Origin of the sequence: Microbispora hainanensis, from assembly GCF_006874475.1 — a bacterium.
Lineage (GTDB): Bacteria > Actinomycetota > Actinomycetes > Streptosporangiales > Streptosporangiaceae > Microbispora > Microbispora hainanensis.
This window is the reverse complement of sequence record NZ_VIRM01000011.1, coordinates 159,385-175,880: the sequence shown is the minus strand read 5'-3', so window position 1 is coordinate 175,880 and position 16,496 is coordinate 159,385. Positions and strand designations below refer to the sequence as shown.

13 protein-coding genes are annotated in these 16,496 nt (G+C 73.3%); 5 read left to right on the top strand and 8 right to left on the bottom strand.

All coding sequences use genetic code 11. The features are described 5' to 3' along the window. On the bottom strand, nt 1–666 hold a 666-nt coding region (locus FLX08_RS12095; RefSeq protein ID WP_280117094.1), incomplete at its 3' end, for a glycoside hydrolase family 15 protein. A gap of 45 nt (nt 667–711) precedes the next feature. Beyond that, nucleotides 712–1,350, bottom strand: coding sequence for a membrane protein YczE (gene yczE, locus FLX08_RS12090; RefSeq protein ID WP_142618909.1), 639 nt, complete (start codon nt 1,348–1,350; stop codon nt 712–714). 64 nt (nt 1,351–1,414) lie between these two features. Here yczE and yczR point away from each other — a divergent pair, with 64 nt between their 5' ends. Continuing rightward, on the top strand, nt 1,415–2,872 hold the full coding sequence (yczR, locus tag FLX08_RS12085; protein WP_142618908.1) for a MocR-like transcription factor YczR: 1,458 nt from the start codon (nt 1,415–1,417) through the stop codon (nt 2,870–2,872). Nucleotides 2,873–2,921: 49 nt separating this feature from the next. Here yczR and FLX08_RS12080 read toward each other — a convergent pair whose 3' ends face one another. Further along, nucleotides 2,922–4,427 carry a peptide MFS transporter gene (locus FLX08_RS12080; RefSeq protein ID WP_142618906.1) on the bottom strand — a complete coding sequence of 502 codons (1,506 nt, stop codon included), beginning with the start codon at nt 4,425–4,427 and terminating at the stop codon, nt 2,922–2,924. 179 nt (nt 4,428–4,606) lie between these two features. Between FLX08_RS12080 and FLX08_RS12075 the strand changes: the two genes are divergently transcribed. From FLX08_RS12075 to FLX08_RS12060, 4 genes are all read left to right on the top strand, one after another. Continuing rightward, the gene (locus FLX08_RS12075; protein WP_142618904.1) at nt 4,607–6,448 is read left to right on the top strand and encodes an AMP-dependent synthetase/ligase; all 1,842 of its coding nucleotides are present in this window, start codon (nt 4,607–4,609) and stop codon (nt 6,446–6,448) included. A 111-nt stretch (nt 6,449–6,559) separates the two neighbouring features. Continuing rightward, complete coding sequence (locus FLX08_RS12070) at nt 6,560–7,495, top strand: hypothetical protein (RefSeq protein WP_142618903.1); 936 nt, start codon at nt 6,560–6,562, stop codon at nt 7,493–7,495. 167 nt (nt 7,496–7,662) lie between these two features. After that, a complete protein-coding gene (locus FLX08_RS12065; protein WP_142618901.1) occupies nt 7,663–8,622 on the top strand; it encodes a hypothetical protein in 960 nt (319 codons plus the stop codon). Between the two features lie 189 nt (nt 8,623–8,811). Beyond that, nucleotides 8,812–9,468, top strand: a complete 657-nt coding sequence (locus FLX08_RS12060) for a response regulator transcription factor (protein WP_142618899.1) — start codon at nt 8,812–8,814, stop codon at nt 9,466–9,468. On the opposite strand, the gene FLX08_RS12055 is transcribed toward FLX08_RS12060, so the two are convergent. The 5 genes from FLX08_RS12055 to lanKC all read right to left on the bottom strand — a co-directional run bounded on the left by FLX08_RS12055 (nt 9,370) and on the right by lanKC (nt 16,177). Next, nucleotides 9,370–11,238, bottom strand: a complete 1,869-nt coding sequence (locus tag FLX08_RS12055) for an ATP-binding cassette domain-containing protein (protein WP_244312572.1) — start codon at nt 11,236–11,238, stop codon at nt 9,370–9,372. The two genes, FLX08_RS12060 and FLX08_RS12055, sit on opposite strands and share 99 nt — an antisense overlap. After that, nucleotides 11,235–13,097: an ABC transporter ATP-binding protein gene (locus FLX08_RS12050; protein WP_244312571.1), complete on the bottom strand. Its 1,863-nt coding sequence runs from the start codon at nt 13,095–13,097 to the stop codon at nt 11,235–11,237. The genes FLX08_RS12055 and FLX08_RS12050 overlap by 4 nt, the downstream gene beginning before the upstream one ends. Before the next feature lie 124 nt (nt 13,098–13,221). Beyond that, nucleotides 13,222–13,353 (bottom strand): SapB/AmfS family lanthipeptide, encoded by a 132-nt coding sequence (locus tag FLX08_RS12045; protein WP_142618895.1) that lies wholly within the window; start codon nt 13,351–13,353, stop codon nt 13,222–13,224. Nucleotides 13,354–13,422: 69 nt separating this feature from the next. Further along, nucleotides 13,423–13,554, bottom strand: a complete 132-nt coding sequence (locus FLX08_RS12040) for a SapB/AmfS family lanthipeptide (protein WP_142618893.1) — start codon at nt 13,552–13,554, stop codon at nt 13,423–13,425. A 7-nt stretch (nt 13,555–13,561) separates the two neighbouring features. Then, nucleotides 13,562–16,177: a class III lanthionine synthetase LanKC gene (lanKC, locus tag FLX08_RS12035; protein ID WP_142618891.1), complete on the bottom strand. Its 2,616-nt coding sequence runs from the start codon at nt 16,175–16,177 to the stop codon at nt 13,562–13,564. Nucleotides 16,178–16,496 lie beyond the last annotated feature (319 nt).

Sequence of the window (16,496 nt, the reverse complement as noted above, 5' to 3'; positions counted from 1 at the left end):
GAGCGAGCGGACCACGGGCTCGCGCCAGGGACCCCGGTAGGTGCAACGGGAGACCCAGTCGCGCCACTCGCCGACCGTCAGGCCGAGCTCGCGCAGGGGGTCGATGACCCCGGGCTGCGGCCGGTGGGAGGGGTGCCAGGTGAACACGAACGGCACCCACTCGCCGGCGGCGACGGTGAACGTCGCCTGATGCCGGTAGTCGCCGCCCTGCAAGGAGATGGGGGAGTGCACCCAGACCGAGTCGGGGCCGCCGATGGCGTGCAGGTGACCGCCGATCCGGCGGGCCCACGGCACGATCCGGCCGTAGTCGAAGCGGATGCGGATCTCGGTCGTCATCTCCACGGTGCCCGACAGGCCCTCCACGATCCGCACGAGATCGGGATTGCCCGAGCGAGGCGGCATGAAGTCGACCACCTTGACCGCGCCCGTGGGCGTCTCCCAGACGGTCTCCAGGATGAGCGTGTCCTCGAGGTAAGCCCGGCGGGTGGCCCGGTCGCGTCCTGCGGCGGCCACCCGCCAGAAGCCGTTGGACTCGTCGCCGAGCAGCCGGGCGAAGCAGGAGGGGGAGTCGAACCGTGGCAGGCACAGCCAGTCGACCGAGCCGTCCATGCCGACGAGGGCGGCCGACTCGGTGTCCCCGATCATGGCGTAGTCCTCGATGAGCACGCGCTCACCTCCCGGCGACCGGGCCTTCCCGGAGCGCTCGCCGCATCATGACGGCTTCGTACCCGGTGGCCGGGCGGTGTCCCCGGAGGGGGCCCACAGCTTCATGAAGACCTGCGTCACCGGGCCGATCGTCACCGCGAACACCACCGTGCCGATCCCGACGGTGCCGCCCAGCAGCCAGCCGACGGCGAGCACGCTGATCTCGACGATCGTGCGGGCCGCCCGGATCGACAGGCCGAGCCGGTTGAGGCCCGTCATCAGGCCGTCGCGCGGTCCAGGGCCGAAGCCCGCGTGGATGTAGAGCCCGGAGGCGGCGGCGATGGCGACGATGCCGCCCAGCAGGAAGGCCCACTGGACCGGCCAGGCCGCGGGCGCGGGCACCACCGCCATCACCCCGTCGGCGCTGGTGCCGACCACCAGGACGTTGCTGATCGTGCCGAGGCCGGGCCGCTGCTTCAGGGGGATCCACAGCAGCAGCACCAGCGCGCCCACCAGGTTGATCCACAGGCCGATCGACCATCCGGTGCGCACCGACAGGCCCTGGTGGAAGACCTCCCAGGGGTCGAGGCCCAGCCCGGACCTGACGAGCAGGGCGATCCCGGCGCCGTACAACGCCAGGCCGATATAGAGGCGGATGAGCCGCAATGGGAGCGAACGGGGGCGAGGGAGGGACAGTTCGGTCATAGTCGGCCCATCGTGCAGTCCGGTGGGGTTGCGAGAAAAGGGCCAATCAGAGAAATTGGCCTGCATGGATCGGCACCTCAGCGCTCCCCAGCTCGCCCGGCTCGTCCTCGGCACCACGGAAAAGGCCACGGGGAAGGGCGCGGCAGACACATCGGAGACCCGGCCCTACTACCGGGCGCTCGCGGAGGCCGTACGCGGCCTGGTCCTCGACGGGAGGCTCGCCGTGGGAGTGCGCCTGCCGGCCGAACGGCACCTGGCCGAGGCCCTCGGCGTCAGCCGCACCACCGTGACCGCGGCGTACGACCGGCTGCGCGAGCAGGGCTACCTGGAGAGCAGGCAGGGGTCCGGCAGCCGTGCGGCCCTGCCCGACGCGGGCGCGCTCGGCACCGACAACCCGTGGCTGGCGTCCGAGGACGACGGGCTGCTGCCGCTGCACGCGGCCGCGCCCCCGGCGAGCGGCCTGCTCGGCGAGGCCATCGAGGAGGCGGGCCGGGCCTACCACCGGTACGCGCTGGGCATGGGCTACCACCCGGCCGGGCTCGCGCCGCTCCGCGAGGCGATCGCCCGCAGGTACGGCGAGCGGGGGCTGCCCACCCGGCCCGAGCAGATCCTCGTCACGGCCGGGGCCCAGCAGGCCATCCACCTGCTGATGGCGGCGTTCGCCGGGAGGGGCGACCCGGTGCTGGTCGAGTCGCCGACCTACCCGCACGCGATCGACGCGGCCCGGATGCGGGGGGCCCGCCTGGTGCCGGTCGGCGTGCAGGAGGACGGCTGGCACCTCGACCTGGTGACGGGCACGATGCGGCAGACGGCGGCGCGTCTGGCCTACGTCATCCCCGACTTCCAGAACCCGACCGGCCACCTGATGGCCGACGCCGCCCGCGCCGAGCTGGTGGAGGCGGCCCGGCGGCACGGCGTCACGCTGATCGCCGACGAGAGCTGGGCCGAGATCGTGCTGGACGAGACGGCGCGTGCGGCGCCGCTGGCCGCGTTCGACACCGACGGCCGGGTGATCAGCGTGGGCTCGGCATCGAAGCTGTGGTGGGGCGGCCTGCGGGTCGGCTGGATCAGGGCGGGCGCCGCGACCGTCCGCCGCCTGGCCGTGCTGCGGGCCGCCGTGGACATCGCGGGCGCGGTCTTCGAGCAGCTCGTGGTCACGTGCCTGTTCGAGCGGATCGAGGAGGCGCGCGCCGAGCGCCGTCGTGGGCTCGGCGCGTCGTGTGCGGCGCTCGCCGCGGTGCTGCGGGAGGAACTGCCGGGCTGGGCGTTCACCACGCCGCGCGGCGGCGGCTCGCTGTGGGTGCGGCTCGACGGGCCGGTGGCGAGCTCGGTCGCCGAGGCCGCCGCCGCCCGTGGCGTACGCCTGGCTCCTGGCCCGTGGTTCGGCGTGGACGGCACGCTGGAGCGCTACCTGCGGCTGCCGTTCACCCAGCCGCCGGCGGTGATGGAGGAGGCGGTGCGCCGCATCGCCCGCGACCCCGCCCGCTATCGCCCGCGGGAGCCGCTCATGCCGGCCCTGTGAGCCCCGGCTCGGCGTGGGCATGAGCGTCGGCTCGGCGTGGGCATGAGCGTCAGCTCGGCGCGGGCACGGACGGCACGTGGTGCTCGGCCATCAGCACGCGGAGCCTGCGGACGAACAGCAGCATGACGAGCCCCGCCGCGATCGCGGCGAGCGCGAGGGCGAGGTAATAGACGGGCATCGGCACGACCCTGGTCAGCCGGTAGGCCTGGCCGCCGACCGAGTCGCCGAGGGCCATCGAGAGGAACCACAGGCCCATGAGCTGGTTCTCGAACGCCCGGGGGGCGAGCTTGTTGGTGACCGACAGCCCGGCCGGGCTCAGGAACAGCTCGCCGACGGTCTGGATGAGGTAGACCGACAGCAGCCACATGACCGAGACCTTCACCCCGCCGGAGGCGATGCCGGACGCGACCGACATGACGACGAAGCTCAGCCCGACGAGCACCAGACCGACCGCGAACTTCAGCGGCGTGCTGATCCGGGTGCCCGCCTTGAGGAACATCTCGGCGAAGAGGGGGGCGACGAGGATGATCACCAGCGAGTTGATGTTGCCCACCCAGCCCGGCGGGATCGTGAAGCCGAGCACGTCCAGGTCGGTGTCGTTCTTCGCGAACAGCAGCAGGGCGCTGCCGGCCTGGTCGTAGACGAGCCAGAAGATCGCGGCGGCCAGGAACAGCCACACGTACGCGAACAGGCCCTTCCGTTCCTCCGCGGTGACCTCGTGCGAGGAGAACAGGAAGACGAAGTACGCGACCGGCACGGCCGCCGTGACGACCGTGAGCACGAGGGCGAACCGGTCCACGGTGAGCGTGCCGCTGAGCGCCCACAGGGTCAGCGCGCCCGCGCCGACGGCGAGCGCGACGCTCGCCACGACCTTGAAGCGGCGCTCCTCGTCCGGCGTCAGGCGGTGGTCCGGCTCCTCGCCCGCGCCGCGGAGCGTGGCCCGGCCCCGGACGTACTGCGCCAGGCCGAAGGCCATGCCGAGGGCCGCCGCGCCGAAGGCGAGGTGCCAGCGGCCGCCCGTCTGCAGCCAGGGCACGACCATGATGCCGATGAAGGCGCCCAGGTTGATGCCCATGTAGAAGATCGTGTAGCCGGAGTCGCGCCGGGCGTCGTCCTCGTGCCGATAGAGCTCGCCCACCAGCGCCGACATGTTCGGCTTGAGCAGTCCGCTGCCCAGCGCGATCAGCACGAGGCCGAGCCAGACGAACCCGCCGCCCATGGGCATCGCCATGCTGACGTGGCCGCCCATGATGACCAGGGCGCCGCACAGCACGGTCCTGCGCGCCCCGAGCAGCCGGTCGCCGAGCCAGCCCCCCGCGATGGCGAGCAGGTAGACCGAGGCGATGTAGACGCCGTAGATGCCGACGGCGGTCGTCTCCGGCAGGCCCATGCCGCCGCGCGTGACGGGCGCGGTCAGGAACAGCACGAGGATGGCGCGCATGCCGTAGTAGCTGAACCGCTCCCACATCTCGGTGCCGAACAGCGTGGCCAGCCCCCGCGGATGGCCGAAGAACGTCCGCTCGACTTCCGGCGGACCCGATCTACCGGATGCCATGTGAACCCCCGATCACACTCCGTCTTGTGTACCTTACCTGCCTTTATGTGTTATTTGTCCGATTATGGGGGCCGCGTATAGCACAGCCCGCCGTGCTTCTCCTCGCGGGGGTCTTGTCCACGGTGATCCCGTGTGGTGCGATGCATGCCACGCGTGCGGAATACCCGTTGGGAGGCGCGATGTCCGGCGTACTTGAGGAGCGGGCCGCGATCGAGCAGGAGATCGCCGGCAGGACGGTATGCGAGCAGCTCAGGTGGGCCGCGCAGGAGCATCCGGACGCGCCCGCCTACTCCGATCCAACGGGCGACGGCTGGACGACGCTGACCTACGCCGAGGCGCGCGAGAGGGTGCTGCAGATCGCCGCCGGCTACGCCGCGCTCGGCCTGCGGCCGGGCGACTCCGTCGCGCTGATGCTGGTCAACCGCAGCGAGCACGTGCTCGCCGATCTCGGGGCCGTCCACGCGGGTGGTGTCCCCTGCTCGATCTACGCGACCTTCGCCCCCGAGCAGGTCGCGTACGTCGGCCGCGACGTCGGGGCGCGGATCGCGGTGCTCGGCGGCCCGGCCGACCTGGCCCGCTGGGAGCCGGTGCTCGGCGAGCTGCCCGCGCTCACGAGGATCGTCATGCTGGAGGGCGCCCCCGACGGCGACGAGCGCTTTCTGAGCTGGGAGGCGTTCCTGAGGCTCGGCGCCGACGCGCTGGCGGCCGACCCGGCCGCGGTGGAGGCCCGCTGGCAGGCGGTGACCCCGGAGGACACGCTGACCGTCCTCTACACCTCGGGGACGACGGGCAACCCCAAGGGCGTCCCGCTGACGCACACGAACGTGCTGTTCGAGCTCGTCGCGACCCAGCGCATGATCGACCTGCCCATGCGCAGCACGCAGATCTCCTACCTCACCTACGCCCACATCGCCGAGCGGGTGCTCAGCCTCTATCTGCCGCTGGTCAAGGTCAACCACGTCCACTTCTGCACGGACCTGGCGAACCTCGGCGCCACGCTCGGCCAGGTGCACCCGGTGCTGTTCTTCGGCGTCCCCCGCGTCTGGGAGAAGATGACGGCCCGGCTGCAGGCCATGCTGGCCACCCAGCCGCCCGAGCAGCAGGAGAACGTGCGGGCCGCGATGGCCGCCGGGCTCGCGTACGTCGAGGGGCAGCAGCACGGCCACACGGTCACGCCCGAGGTGCGCGAGGCGTACGAGCGGGCCGACGCCGCGCTGCTGTCGATCGTCCGCGCCCTGATCGGGCTCGACCAGGCCCGCTGGTGCGCGACCGCCGCCGCGCCGATGCCGGAAGAGGTGCAGCGGTTCTTCGCCGGCCTCGGCCTCAAGGTCATCGACGTGTACGGCATGACCGAGACGACCGGAGCATTCACCGGCAACACGCCGGAGGTCTTCAAGCTCGGCACGGTGGGCCGGGCCGAGCCGGGCGTGGAGGTGCGGATCGCCGAGGACGGCGAGATCCTCACCCGCAGCCCGCTCAACACCCGGGGCTATCTCGGCCTGCCGGAGGCGACCGCCGAGCTTCTCGACGACGACGGCTGGCTGCACACCGGCGACGTCGGGTCGATCGACGAGGACGGCTTCGTCCGCATCGTCGACCGCAAGAAGGAGCTGTTCATCACCTCCGGCGGGGAGAACGTCTCCCCGGCCGCCATCGAGGGCCACCTGAAGGAGCACCCGCTCATCGGCCAGGCGCTCGCGTACGGCGACCGCAGGCCCTACCCCGTGGCGATCCTCACCCTGGACGGCGAGGTGGCGCCCGAGTGGGCGCGGGCGCGCGGCATCGGCTTCGACTCCCTGGCCGGCCTCGCCGCGCATCCGGACGTGCTCAAGGAGGTCGAGGCGGCGGTCGAGGCCGCCAACCACAAGCTCGCCCGGGTGCAGCAGGTCAAGCGGTGGCGGCTGCTGCCCGTCGAGTGGACGGCCGAGACCGCGGAGCTCACCCCCAGCCTCAAGCTCAAGCGCCGGGTCGTCCACGCCCGGTATGCCGAGGTGATCGAGGAGCTGTACACGACCGGCTGATCACGAGGCGGGTGGCCGATCTACCGGGCCCACTGACCGGACCCATTTTTTACCGGGCCGGGAGTGTGTCGGGGGCGGGACGGCCCGCGGGCATGCGTACGGTCACGGGGCATGATGAGACCTCTGCTCGCGACGCTGGTCCTCGCGACCGCGACGACGGCGGCGGCCGCCGCGCCGGCCCCCGCCTCCGGCGACCTGGCCATCCGCTCGATCGTGGTGCGCCCGTCCGACCCCGTGGTCGGCCCGAGCGGGTCGGTGCGGCTGGTCGTCGACGTGGTCGCACGCGGCGCGGACCGCGTCTCCGTCGTCCTTGAGCCCGGCCGCGCCCCCTCGGGAGGCGACGATCCCGGCCAGGAGCCCGAGCCGGACGTCACCCCCTCGCCGCCGTCGGGCGACGCCGTTCCGGTGCCGCCCGCCTCTCCGGACCCGATGGTCCCCCCGGGCACCGCCGTGCCCCCCGCCGTGCCCCCCGCCGTGCCCCCCGGTGTGCCCGGGACCGTGCCCGCCGCTGCGCCCCTGCCGGGCCTGGGCGGGCTGGCGTCCGCCCTGGTGCCCAGGGTGACGGGCGCGTCGCGCGACGGCCGGCCGGCCCGGCGGATCTCGTCCGGCGAGTGGGAGACCTGGCGGTTCCTCCCCGACAAGGCCCTGTCGCGGTGGTATCCGAGCGGCCCCTGGACGGTCACCGCGACCGCGGTGAACGCGCGGGGCGAACAGGTGGTCGCCTACGCGGGCTTCAACCTGCGCAGGGAGACCGAGATCGAGGGGCTCAAGGTGGCTCGCGAGGGGAACGGCGTGCGCGTCACCGGGACGCTGCTGCGGGTGGGCCCCGGCGGGAAGGTCGACTACCGGCCCTTCGCCGGGCAGCGGGTCAGGATCCGGTTCCGTCCCGAAGGGTCGTCCCGCTGGAAGACCGTCGGGGAGGCGGTCACCCGCAAGGACGGCTGGTTCACCGCGAAGGTCCGTGCGGACGGCGAGGGCGCCTGGCGTGCCGAGTACGCGGGCACGTCCCGGTACGCCGCCGAAGCCAGCGCGCAACGAGAGGCATGAACAGCCTCACGTACCACAAAAAGTATAAAGCAGGCGTAATGGACGTTATGATTTTGTAATCACTTTTCCGGGGATGTACCGCAACTTTTCTCGCCCTTGTGACGTCTATGACGGTGGCGTACCCCAAATCGGGGGTGCGTTCCTGAACGGGGAGAGGAATTACCCTCATGGTGAAACGAGCTGCTACCACCCTGGTAGCGGTCGCCATGGGCGCCACGGCGCTCGCGACTGCGCCCGCGTACGCGGCCACTGTCGCGCCCACGCCGACGCCCACGCCGAGCCCCTCCGCTGGGGACACCTTCCACAAGCCGCACAAGCCGGACTTCCACAAGCCCGACTTCCACAAGCCGTACACGCCCGACCCGCGCATCGTGTCGGTCGACGTCAGCCCGAACGTGGTCGTGGTGAGCAAGGGCCGGTCCGCCCAGGTCACCGCCCGGGTCACGACCAAGGACGTCCAGAGCGTGGACATCGACCTGTGGGGTCCGCGGGGTGGTCACGGCGACCACGGCGGCAACCACTGGTTCGGCAAGCAGAAGAGCGGTCACAACGGTCCGAAGTTCGACCAGACCTCGCGGTCGTGGAGCTTCGACTGGAACGACCGCGCCGGCACCTACAAGGTGCACGTCGTGGCCGTCGGCCTCGACGGCAAGAGGTACACCACCGACCGCAGCTTCACGGTGAAGCGCAAGGAGTGGCACGCGCCGCGTCCGACGGGTCCCAAGGCGACCCGCATCGCCGGCTTCGACGCCACCCCCGAGCCGGTCCGCAAGGGCCGTGCGCTGACCCTCAAGGGCACGCTGCAGGTCGCGCAGTGCTGGGGTGACTGGTACTACGACGGGTGGGACGACTTCTCCGGCCGCCGTGGCGGCGACCGCTTCTGCTCCGACAGCCACAACTACTGGAACAGCTGGCGCTGGCTGGGCTCGCAGAGCGTGAAGGTCTACTTCCAGTCCTCCGGCTCCCACAAGTGGCAGTACGTCGACACCATCAAGACCGACGGTGACGGCGACTTCGCCACCAAGGTCCGCGCCTTCCGGTCCGGCACCTGGGCGGTGCGCTTCGACGGCAACCGCGGGCTCAAGGGTTCCCAGGCGACCGACTACGTGAAGGTCGTGCGCCACTAGAAACCCGACCGCGACGCCCGGCTCCCGCGCAGGGGGCCGGGCGTCGGTTTTTCTCTGACGCGCTTCCTGATTAAAGGTGACAGTTCGGGTAGAGAGGTCCCGGCGTGCGCGCGGAACCCTCATAGTGAGTGAAGCGCCGCGGTCACCAACGGCGAGCGGCCGCTCGCACCGCGTGTAGGGGGGTCTGGTTTGATCCGACTGATGCTCGCCGAGGACATGCACCTCATCCGCAAGGCGCTGGTCGCCCTGCTGTCGAGCGAGGACGACCTCGAGGTGGTGGCCGAGGCGGACAAGGGCGAGGACATCGTCAGGCTCGGCTGCCTGCGGCGCCCCGACGTCGCGGTGCTCGACATCGGGATGCCCGGTGTCGACGGCATCACCGCGGCGGCCGAACTGCACCGCCGGTTGCCCTCCTGCAAGAGCGTCGTCCTCACGGGGCTCGGGACGCCCATGGCGCTGCGCAAGGCGCTGGACGCCGGCGTGCGCGGCTTCGTCGTGAAGGACGCCTCGCCGGGCCACCTGGTGGACTGCATCCGCCGCGTGTCGAAAGGGGAACGGGTCATCGACCCCGAGCTCGCGGTGGCCGCGCTCGACGCCGACAGCAACCCGCTGACCGCCCGAGAGCTCGACGTCCTGGAGAGCGCGGCCGGGGGCGCCACCGTGGGCGAGATCGCCGACCGCCTGTCGCTGTCGCGGGGCACGGTCCGCAACTACCTGTCCCGCATCCTCACGAAGGTCGGCGCCCGCTCACGCGTCGAGGCGATCCAGATCGCCTCCGAATGCGGCTGGCTGTGGCCCGCGCCCGGCCGTGACCTCGGCATCCTGCGCTACCGCCCCCGCCGGTAGCCTCCCCGGGCCCTCCCAATGGCCCACCAGGTCGGCGTACAGCGGCGAGGAGGCCACCATCTCCTCGTGCGTGCCGAGCCGGACGCGCGTGCCGTCCATGACCAGCACCCGCCGGGCCCGCAGGGCCGAGGAGATCCGGTGCGCCACGACGATCACCGTGCCCCCGCGCGCCGCGAAGGCCGCCTCCGCCCGGGCCTCCGCGGCCGGATCGAGATGGCAGGTCGCCTCGTCGAGCACGACCAGCCGGGCGGGGGACAGGTAGGTCCTGGCCAGCGCGACGAGCTGCCGCTCGCCCGCGGACAGCTCGGCCGGGTCGAGCGGGCCGCCCGCGGTGCGCCGCGCGAGCTCCGTCAGCCCGAACGCCGCCACCGCCTCGTCCACCCGCTCGGGAGGCGTCCCCGGCGCGAGGTACGTCAGGTTCTCCGCCAGGGTGCCGGGGAAGACGTACGCCTCCTGGGGGATCAGCGCGCGGGCGGCCGGGCTGACCCGCGCGGCCGGGACGCCGCCGACGAGGACCTCGCCGTCGTCCGGGGTCAGCAGGCCGGCGACGAGCGCGGCCAGCGTCGACTTGCCGATCCCGCTCGGGCCGACGACGGCCAGGTGGTCGCCCTCGGGCACGTCGAGATCCAGGCCGTCGATCACCGGCTCGGGGGCCTTGTGCCCCGGGACGCCGTAGGCGAAGCGCACGCCGCGCAGCTCCAGCCGGACCCCGCCGGGCTCCCGGTCGCCGTGCGGCACGGGCGGGCCCGGCGCGTGCAGGATGCGCTCCAGCGTGACGGCCAAGCGGACCCCGCTCACGCCGAGGCCCTGGACCAGGCCGCCGAGCGCGGGGGAGAGCGACTGCATCACGTAGGTCAGCGCGCCGAGGATCACCCCGCCGGTCACCCCCTGGCGCACCAGCCAGGGTGCGCCCGCCAGCAGGAGCACCACCGGCAGCCACCCGCCCACCGCCAGCGACAGCGTCCGCGACGCCGTCACCCGGGCCAGCGCCCGCGCGGCCCCCGCCTGCCGGGAGATCTCCCGCCCGACGCTCGCCGCGACGCGCGTCTCGCCGCCGCAGGCGGTCACGTCCCGCAGGCCGCCCGCCATCGCGGCCACCGCGGCGGCCGTACGCTCGTCGGCGACGATGAACTCGCGCTGACGCCGGGCCAGGGCGGGCAGGGAGACGAGGAACAGGCCGAGGCCCAGGGCCACCGGCGCCAGCACGAGCGGCACGACCTCGGCGGCCAGGGTCGTCAGCCCCACCGCCACGCCGGCCAGCGTGAACACGAAGGTCCTGACCACCGTGATGATCGCGCCGAAGGCGTCCCTGGCCAGCTCGACCTGGTGGTTCATCCGGGCGACGGCCGCGCTGTCGCCGCCCCGCCCGGCCCGCAGCGCCCCGGTCACCACCCGCTCCAGCAGGTCGTCGCGGAACGGCTCGACGATGCCCGCGATGAGCAGCAGCACCTGCCGGGCGGCCAGCGCGGCCACCCCCCACGCGGCGGCGAGCACGCCCAGCCACATCAGGCCGGTGCCGGGCCGCCCCGCGGCGAAGCCGTCGTCCACGGCATGCGCGATCGCGTACCCGCCGGTCAGCGCGGGCAGGGTCTCCGCCACCGACCAGCAGGCCAGCCACAGCAGCCGGGCGGGTTCGCGTCGTAGTGCCCCCACGACCACCCGCCGCGCCTCGGCCCCGCCCGGCTTGTTCCGGGCGGCGGGTGCGGCCGGGGGCGTGGCGTGGGTATCGGGACCCCGCGCGCCGGCCCCGCCGGATGCGCGGCGCTTCACGAGGCATCCTCGGCGCGGAAGACCGCGCGGTAGCCGGGGTCGTGCCACAGCCGCTCGTGCGTGCCGGTCGCGCGGACCCGTCCGTTCTCCAGCCACACGACCTGGTCGGCCTGCGCCGCCGTCGTCACGCGATGGGCCACCACCAGCCGGGTGCGGCCGGACAGGCTCCCGGTGAGCGCCCGCCCGACCTGCCGCTCGGTCACCGTGTCGAGGCTCGACATGGCGTCGTCCAGGATCAGCAGCCGGCCGGCCTGGGCGAACGCGCGGGCCAGGCCGATCCGCTGGACCTCGCCCCCGGACATCGGCGCATCGCCGACCGGGGTGGCGTACCCGAGTGGCAGCCGCCGGATGAAAACGTCGGCACAGGCGGCGACCGCGGCCGCCCGCGTCGCGTTCGCGCCGCCCGTCATGTCCCCGCCGCGCCCCCTGGCGCCGTCCGCCGCGCCGTCCGCCGCGCCGTCCGCCGCGCCGTCCCCTGAGGAGAGACCGAAGGCGACGGCTTCGGCCAGCGTCTCGCCGAACAGCACGGGCCGCTCGAACGCGTATCCGACGGCCCGGCGCAGCGGCTCACGGCCGATCTCCCCCAGGGGCACGCCGTCGAGCAGGACCATGCCGCGTCCGGGATCGACGAGCCGGCCGGCGACGGCGGCCAGCGACGACTTGCCCGAGCCCGAGCGGCCCACCACCGCCGTGCACGTGCCGCCCGGCACGACCAGGCTGACATCGCTCAGCAGCCGCACACCGTCGGCCCGCACGGTCACGTCACGCAGTTCCAGGGTGCCCGGACCCGGCGGCAGCGGCCGGTCTCCGTACGCCGGGGGCGGCACGGCGAACAGCTGCTCCAGGCGCTGGGCGGCCGACCGGGCGCGGGCGATGCGCGCCGCGTAGCCGAGCGCCGACCCCAGGCCCGCCCCGAGCACCACGTAGCGCGCGGCGGCGAGCAGTTCCCCGACGGTGAGGCCGCCGGCCGACAGGCGCAGCCCGCCGACGGCGAGCACGGCGATCTCCAGAAGCGGGACGACGACGGCGGCCTGGACCCCGGCCCGCGCCTGCAGGCGCCACAGCGCCAGGCCGTGGGCGCGCAGGCGGGGGAGCGGGGCGAGCACGCGCGCCGCCTCCCGGTCCTCGGTTCCGGCCGCGGTGATGGTGCGGGCCCCGGCGAGCGCCCCCACCAGCATGCCCGCGATCTCCCCCTGGGCCTGCTGGTAGCCGCCGGAGGCCGCCGTGGTCCTGCGCATGAACGCGCGCAGCACGGCCACGATGAGGAGCAGACCGGCCACCAGCGTGACGGCGAGCCACGGGTCGATCAGCGCGAGGGCGACGACGCTGCCGGCCGCGGGGACGACCAGCGTGGCGGCGGTGACCACCGCCTCGGGGGTCCGCCCGGCCTCCTCCACGTTCACCCCGGCGCGGGTGACGATCTCACCCGGCGTGAAGTGACGGGTCATGCCGGCGCCGACGGACAGGGTGTGGGCCACCACCCGGGAGCGCAGCCAGCGGGCGGCCCGCGCCCCGCTCACCCCGGCCGCGAGCACGCCCAGCGTGTCGCACGCGACGACCAGCGCGACCAGCAGCGCGGCGGTCGCGACCGGGCCGATGATTCCGGCCGCGGCCTCGCCCCCCGCCGCTCCGGCCCCCGCTCCGGCCCCCGCTCCGGCCCCCGCTCCGGGCCCCGCCCCGGCCTCCGCTCCGGTCTGCGCCGGGATCCGCACGACGGCGTCGACGGCGCGGCCGAGCGCCGCCGGGAGCAGCAGGTCGGCCGCCGCGCCCAGAAGCGCCGTCGCCGCGAGCACCGCGAGCCACGGGCCGCCGCGCCGTACGGCCCGCGCGATCAGCAGGTCGGCCGGACGAGAGCTCACCGGGTCCTCCATAGGGGTGAAAGGCCGGACAGGACGGGAGGGCTCCCGTGGCCGACCGGCCGGGGCCGGAAACGCGGAAGCCTGGGCGGCCGCGACGACCGCCCAGGACTCCCTCAGCGTGCTGTCAGCCGCAGATCAGGCTGAGGCTGCTGTTCTCGTGCGGGGTGCAGGCCAGGAGGCTCAGGTTGCTGCCGCCGCCGCCGCCACCGCCGTGGCCGCCGGGGATCTCGAGGTTCTGCAGGTCGAGAAGCGCCATCTGGATCATCTCCTTGTATGGGTTCCATCAGCCGGGGATGGGGCTGACGTTCGTGTTCACCGGAGGGTCTCAGCCGCAGATGATGCTGAGGCTGCTGTTCTCGTGCGGGGTGCACCCGAGCAGGCTCAGGTTGCTGCCGCCGCCACCGCCACCGCTGTGGCCACCGGGGGCCTCGAGGGTCTGCAGGTCGAGGAGCGCCATTGTGCGTTCACCTCCTTCCGGGGCTGGTCGGGACGTTCGACCCGGCGGCGGTGCGCAGGGGCCCCTGCGCCTGGGACCGTCCGGGGGGTTCGAGGAACGGGAGACGGACCGGCTCGTCGTGCAGCGCGGTGCCGAGCGCGAGCAGCACGCCGGCGCTCCCGGTGGCGAGATCCATGGACAGCCGGAGCAACTGGGCTCCGGGGAAGGCCAGCCCGCCCTGATAGGGAAGCTCGTGCCAGGCCAGCCGGGCGATCTGCGCCGCGGCGGCCTCGGAGTCGGGGCGCGAGCCGGACGACAGGCAGGCGATCATGCCGGCCCGGCCCGCGAACAGCCCCGGCTGGACGTAGTAGTGCAGTGTCGTGACCGGCCGGATGGCGGCCAGCGACTCGGCGAAGGTCTCGTCGTGCCGGTGGGTGAGGTAGCGGTCCAGCACCAGGCCGATGCCGGCCGACCCCTCGTCGAGGTAGGGGTTGGTCCGCCAGCCCTGCTGCACCTGGAGCTGGCCGTCCTCGCGGCCGACGCACCGGCGCAGGTCCTGCCGCAGCGCGGTGGCCGCGAGGTCGAGCAGGCCGGGGTCGCCGGTGCGCTCGTAGGCGTGCAGGAACATCAGGGCGGGTCCCGACGAGCCGTACATCAGCCCCGCGTGCGGGTGCTTGCCGCCGCTGATCTCGGGCACGTCGTCCGGGCCGCCGAGCCGGTCGGCCACCATCCCGACGATGCGCGCGGCCCGGTCGCGTAACTCCGGCTCGCCGGTCGCGTCGTGCAGGTGCATCAGGGCGAGGGCGATGCCGGACAGGCCGCGATAGAGGCTCAGGTCCAGCCGTTCCTCCGGCTGCCGTCCGCACCGTTCCGCCACGTCGAGCGCGTCCTCGCGGCGGCCGAGCGTCTCCAGCGCGTACGCCACCCCGTGCAGCCCGTTGTAGAAGCCGGGCCCGATGCCGGGTTTGGCGGCTTGTCCGAGCAGCCACTCCTCGTGCTCGGGGAAGCGTCCCGCCCCGGTCGCCGCGAGCGCGTACAGGACGCCCGCCGCGCCGTTGGCGAGGCTCACCCCGCCGCCGGGCTCGAACTGGACGATGTCGCCGGGGAACAGCCGGTCGTCGCGTTCCGGCGTCGCCGAGGCGAGGATCGCCTTCGCCAGCGCCTCCCGCAGGGCGGGCCAGCCCTGAGCGAGCCGGCCCCGCCGGGGGAGCCGGCTCGGCTCAGGCGCGGGCGGGTCCTGCCCGAGGATCGTCCGTACGGCTCCCTCGATCAGCGCGGGCGGCACCGGGAACGTCTCGACGATCAGCCGGCCGAGCTGGGCGGCCTTGGGCCGGTGGAGCTGCAGCAGCATGGTGGTCATCGGGGCGAACACGCCCAGGTGCAGGCAGGCCAGCGCGTACTCGTCGGCCTCGACGCCGGCCAGCTCGCGCGGCGGCACGAAGCCGGGATTGGCGAGCGTGGGCCGCCTGCGCTCCTCGACGGGGGAGGAGACCTCGAAGTCGATCAGGACCACGCGGTCGCCGTCCACGAGGATGTTGAAGGGGTGCAGGTCGCCGAACACCACGCCGCGCTCGTGCAGCGCCGAGACGGCTGCCCGCACCTTGGCGAGCATCCCGATGGCCCATTCGGCGTAGCCGGCGTCCAGCTCGGGGGTGCGGTCGGCCCGCGTGAGGGGGTGCCTCTGGGCGATGAGCTGGCTGAGCGAGGTGCCGTCGACGTACTCCTGCACCAGGAAGTGGTGCTCGCCGACGGTGAAGTAGCCGCGCAGCGCCGGGACGACGTCGAGGCCGGCCAGGCGCTCCATGATCGCCGCCTCGTGCCGCAGGCGGGTGACGGCGTCGCGTCCCTCGACGTCGAGCCCGGCGTGCGGGCGGGCCTCCTTGAGCACCACCTTCTCGCCGGTGCGCCTGTCGTGCCCCAGATAGACGCCGCCGCCGTTGGAGAAGTGCAGCACGCCGTCCACCGCGTACGGCACGCCTTCGAGCGTCACCGCGTTGCGCGCGGCCAGGTGGGGTTCGAGGAACGCGGGCAGGGTCACCCAGGAGGGCAGGGCGAACGCGGGACCGCGCACGTCGGGGACGAGGTCGCCGTCGGCGTTCTCGATCGCCAGCACCCGCTCGCCGTTCTCGTCGAGGCAGTGGCGCTCGGCGAACCCGCCGTAGCGGACGAACAGGGGTCCTTCGCCATAACGCAGGTCGCTGAGGATGTACGGGCCCTCGACGCCGTCGAGGATCTCGGCGAGCTCCTTGAGCGTCAGCTCAAGCTGGGCCTCGTCCACCGGATAGATGGTGACGAGCTTGCCGCTCGACCCGCGGAAGGCGTACTTGGAGTTCTGCATCGTCATCACGCGCCGGCCGCGCAGGAACTTGAAGGCCAGCCCGCGGGGGACGCAGTAGTCCCAGGCCGCCGCGATCACCCGCTCCGCCTCCCGTACGGAGGAGGAGATGTGGATCTTCCAGCCCTGCGTGGGCAGGGTCGCACCGGCCGGCGCGTAGTGCAGCCAGGTCTCGCTCTCGGCGTGCGCCCACCCTTCGGGGGTGGGCCGCGCGGCGATGGCGAAGTCGGGATGCTCCTCGCGCTTGGTGTCGAGGGTGTCGTAGAACAAGGGATCTGCGAGGCAGTAAATCTCGTACTTACTAATCACCAGATGTCCCCTCAGGCCGGTCACGTCAAAGAATTCCGGAAATAAAGAGAAGGGCCAAGTTACGCCCGTCAACTGCGCCGTGTGAAATCTGCACATAACAACCGTGACGCCGTCATGGGTCGGCGGTGATGCTTTTCATTGCGGTCACCGAGGGGCCTGATGGACTATTCGGTCAAGGGGCTGGTCAAGCGCGTGACGCCGCCGTTCCGGGCCCGGCCGGGGCCCGTGACGGGCTGGTGAAGGGGCAGGAGGGGCTGGGCCGGGGGTGTGCGACGCGCATGCGTGCGGCCTGCGGGCGCGGGTGAGGCAGGCCCGTGCC

Coding starts and splice junctions, on each gene's coding strand:
- FLX08_RS12080 (WP_142618906.1), bottom strand. CDS start 4,427: ATGGCATCCGGTAGATCGGGTCCGCCGGAAGTCGAGCGGACGTTCTTC.
- yczE (WP_142618909.1), bottom strand. CDS start 1,350: ATGACCGAACTGTCCCTCCCTCGCCCCCGTTCGCTCCCATTGCGGCTC.
- FLX08_RS12075 (WP_142618904.1), top strand. CDS start 4,607: ATGTCCGGCGTACTTGAGGAGCGGGCCGCGATCGAGCAGGAGATCGCC.
- FLX08_RS12040 (WP_142618893.1), bottom strand. CDS start 13,554: ATGGCGCTCCTCGACCTGCAGACCCTCGAGGCCCCCGGTGGCCACAGC.
- FLX08_RS12065 (WP_142618901.1), top strand. CDS start 7,663: ATGGTGAAACGAGCTGCTACCACCCTGGTAGCGGTCGCCATGGGCGCC.
- yczR (WP_142618908.1), top strand. CDS start 1,415: ATGGATCGGCACCTCAGCGCTCCCCAGCTCGCCCGGCTCGTCCTCGGC.
- FLX08_RS12070 (WP_142618903.1), top strand. CDS start 6,560: ATGATGAGACCTCTGCTCGCGACGCTGGTCCTCGCGACCGCGACGACG.
- FLX08_RS12045 (WP_142618895.1), bottom strand. CDS start 13,353: ATGGCGCTTCTCGACCTGCAGAACCTCGAGATCCCCGGCGGCCACGGC.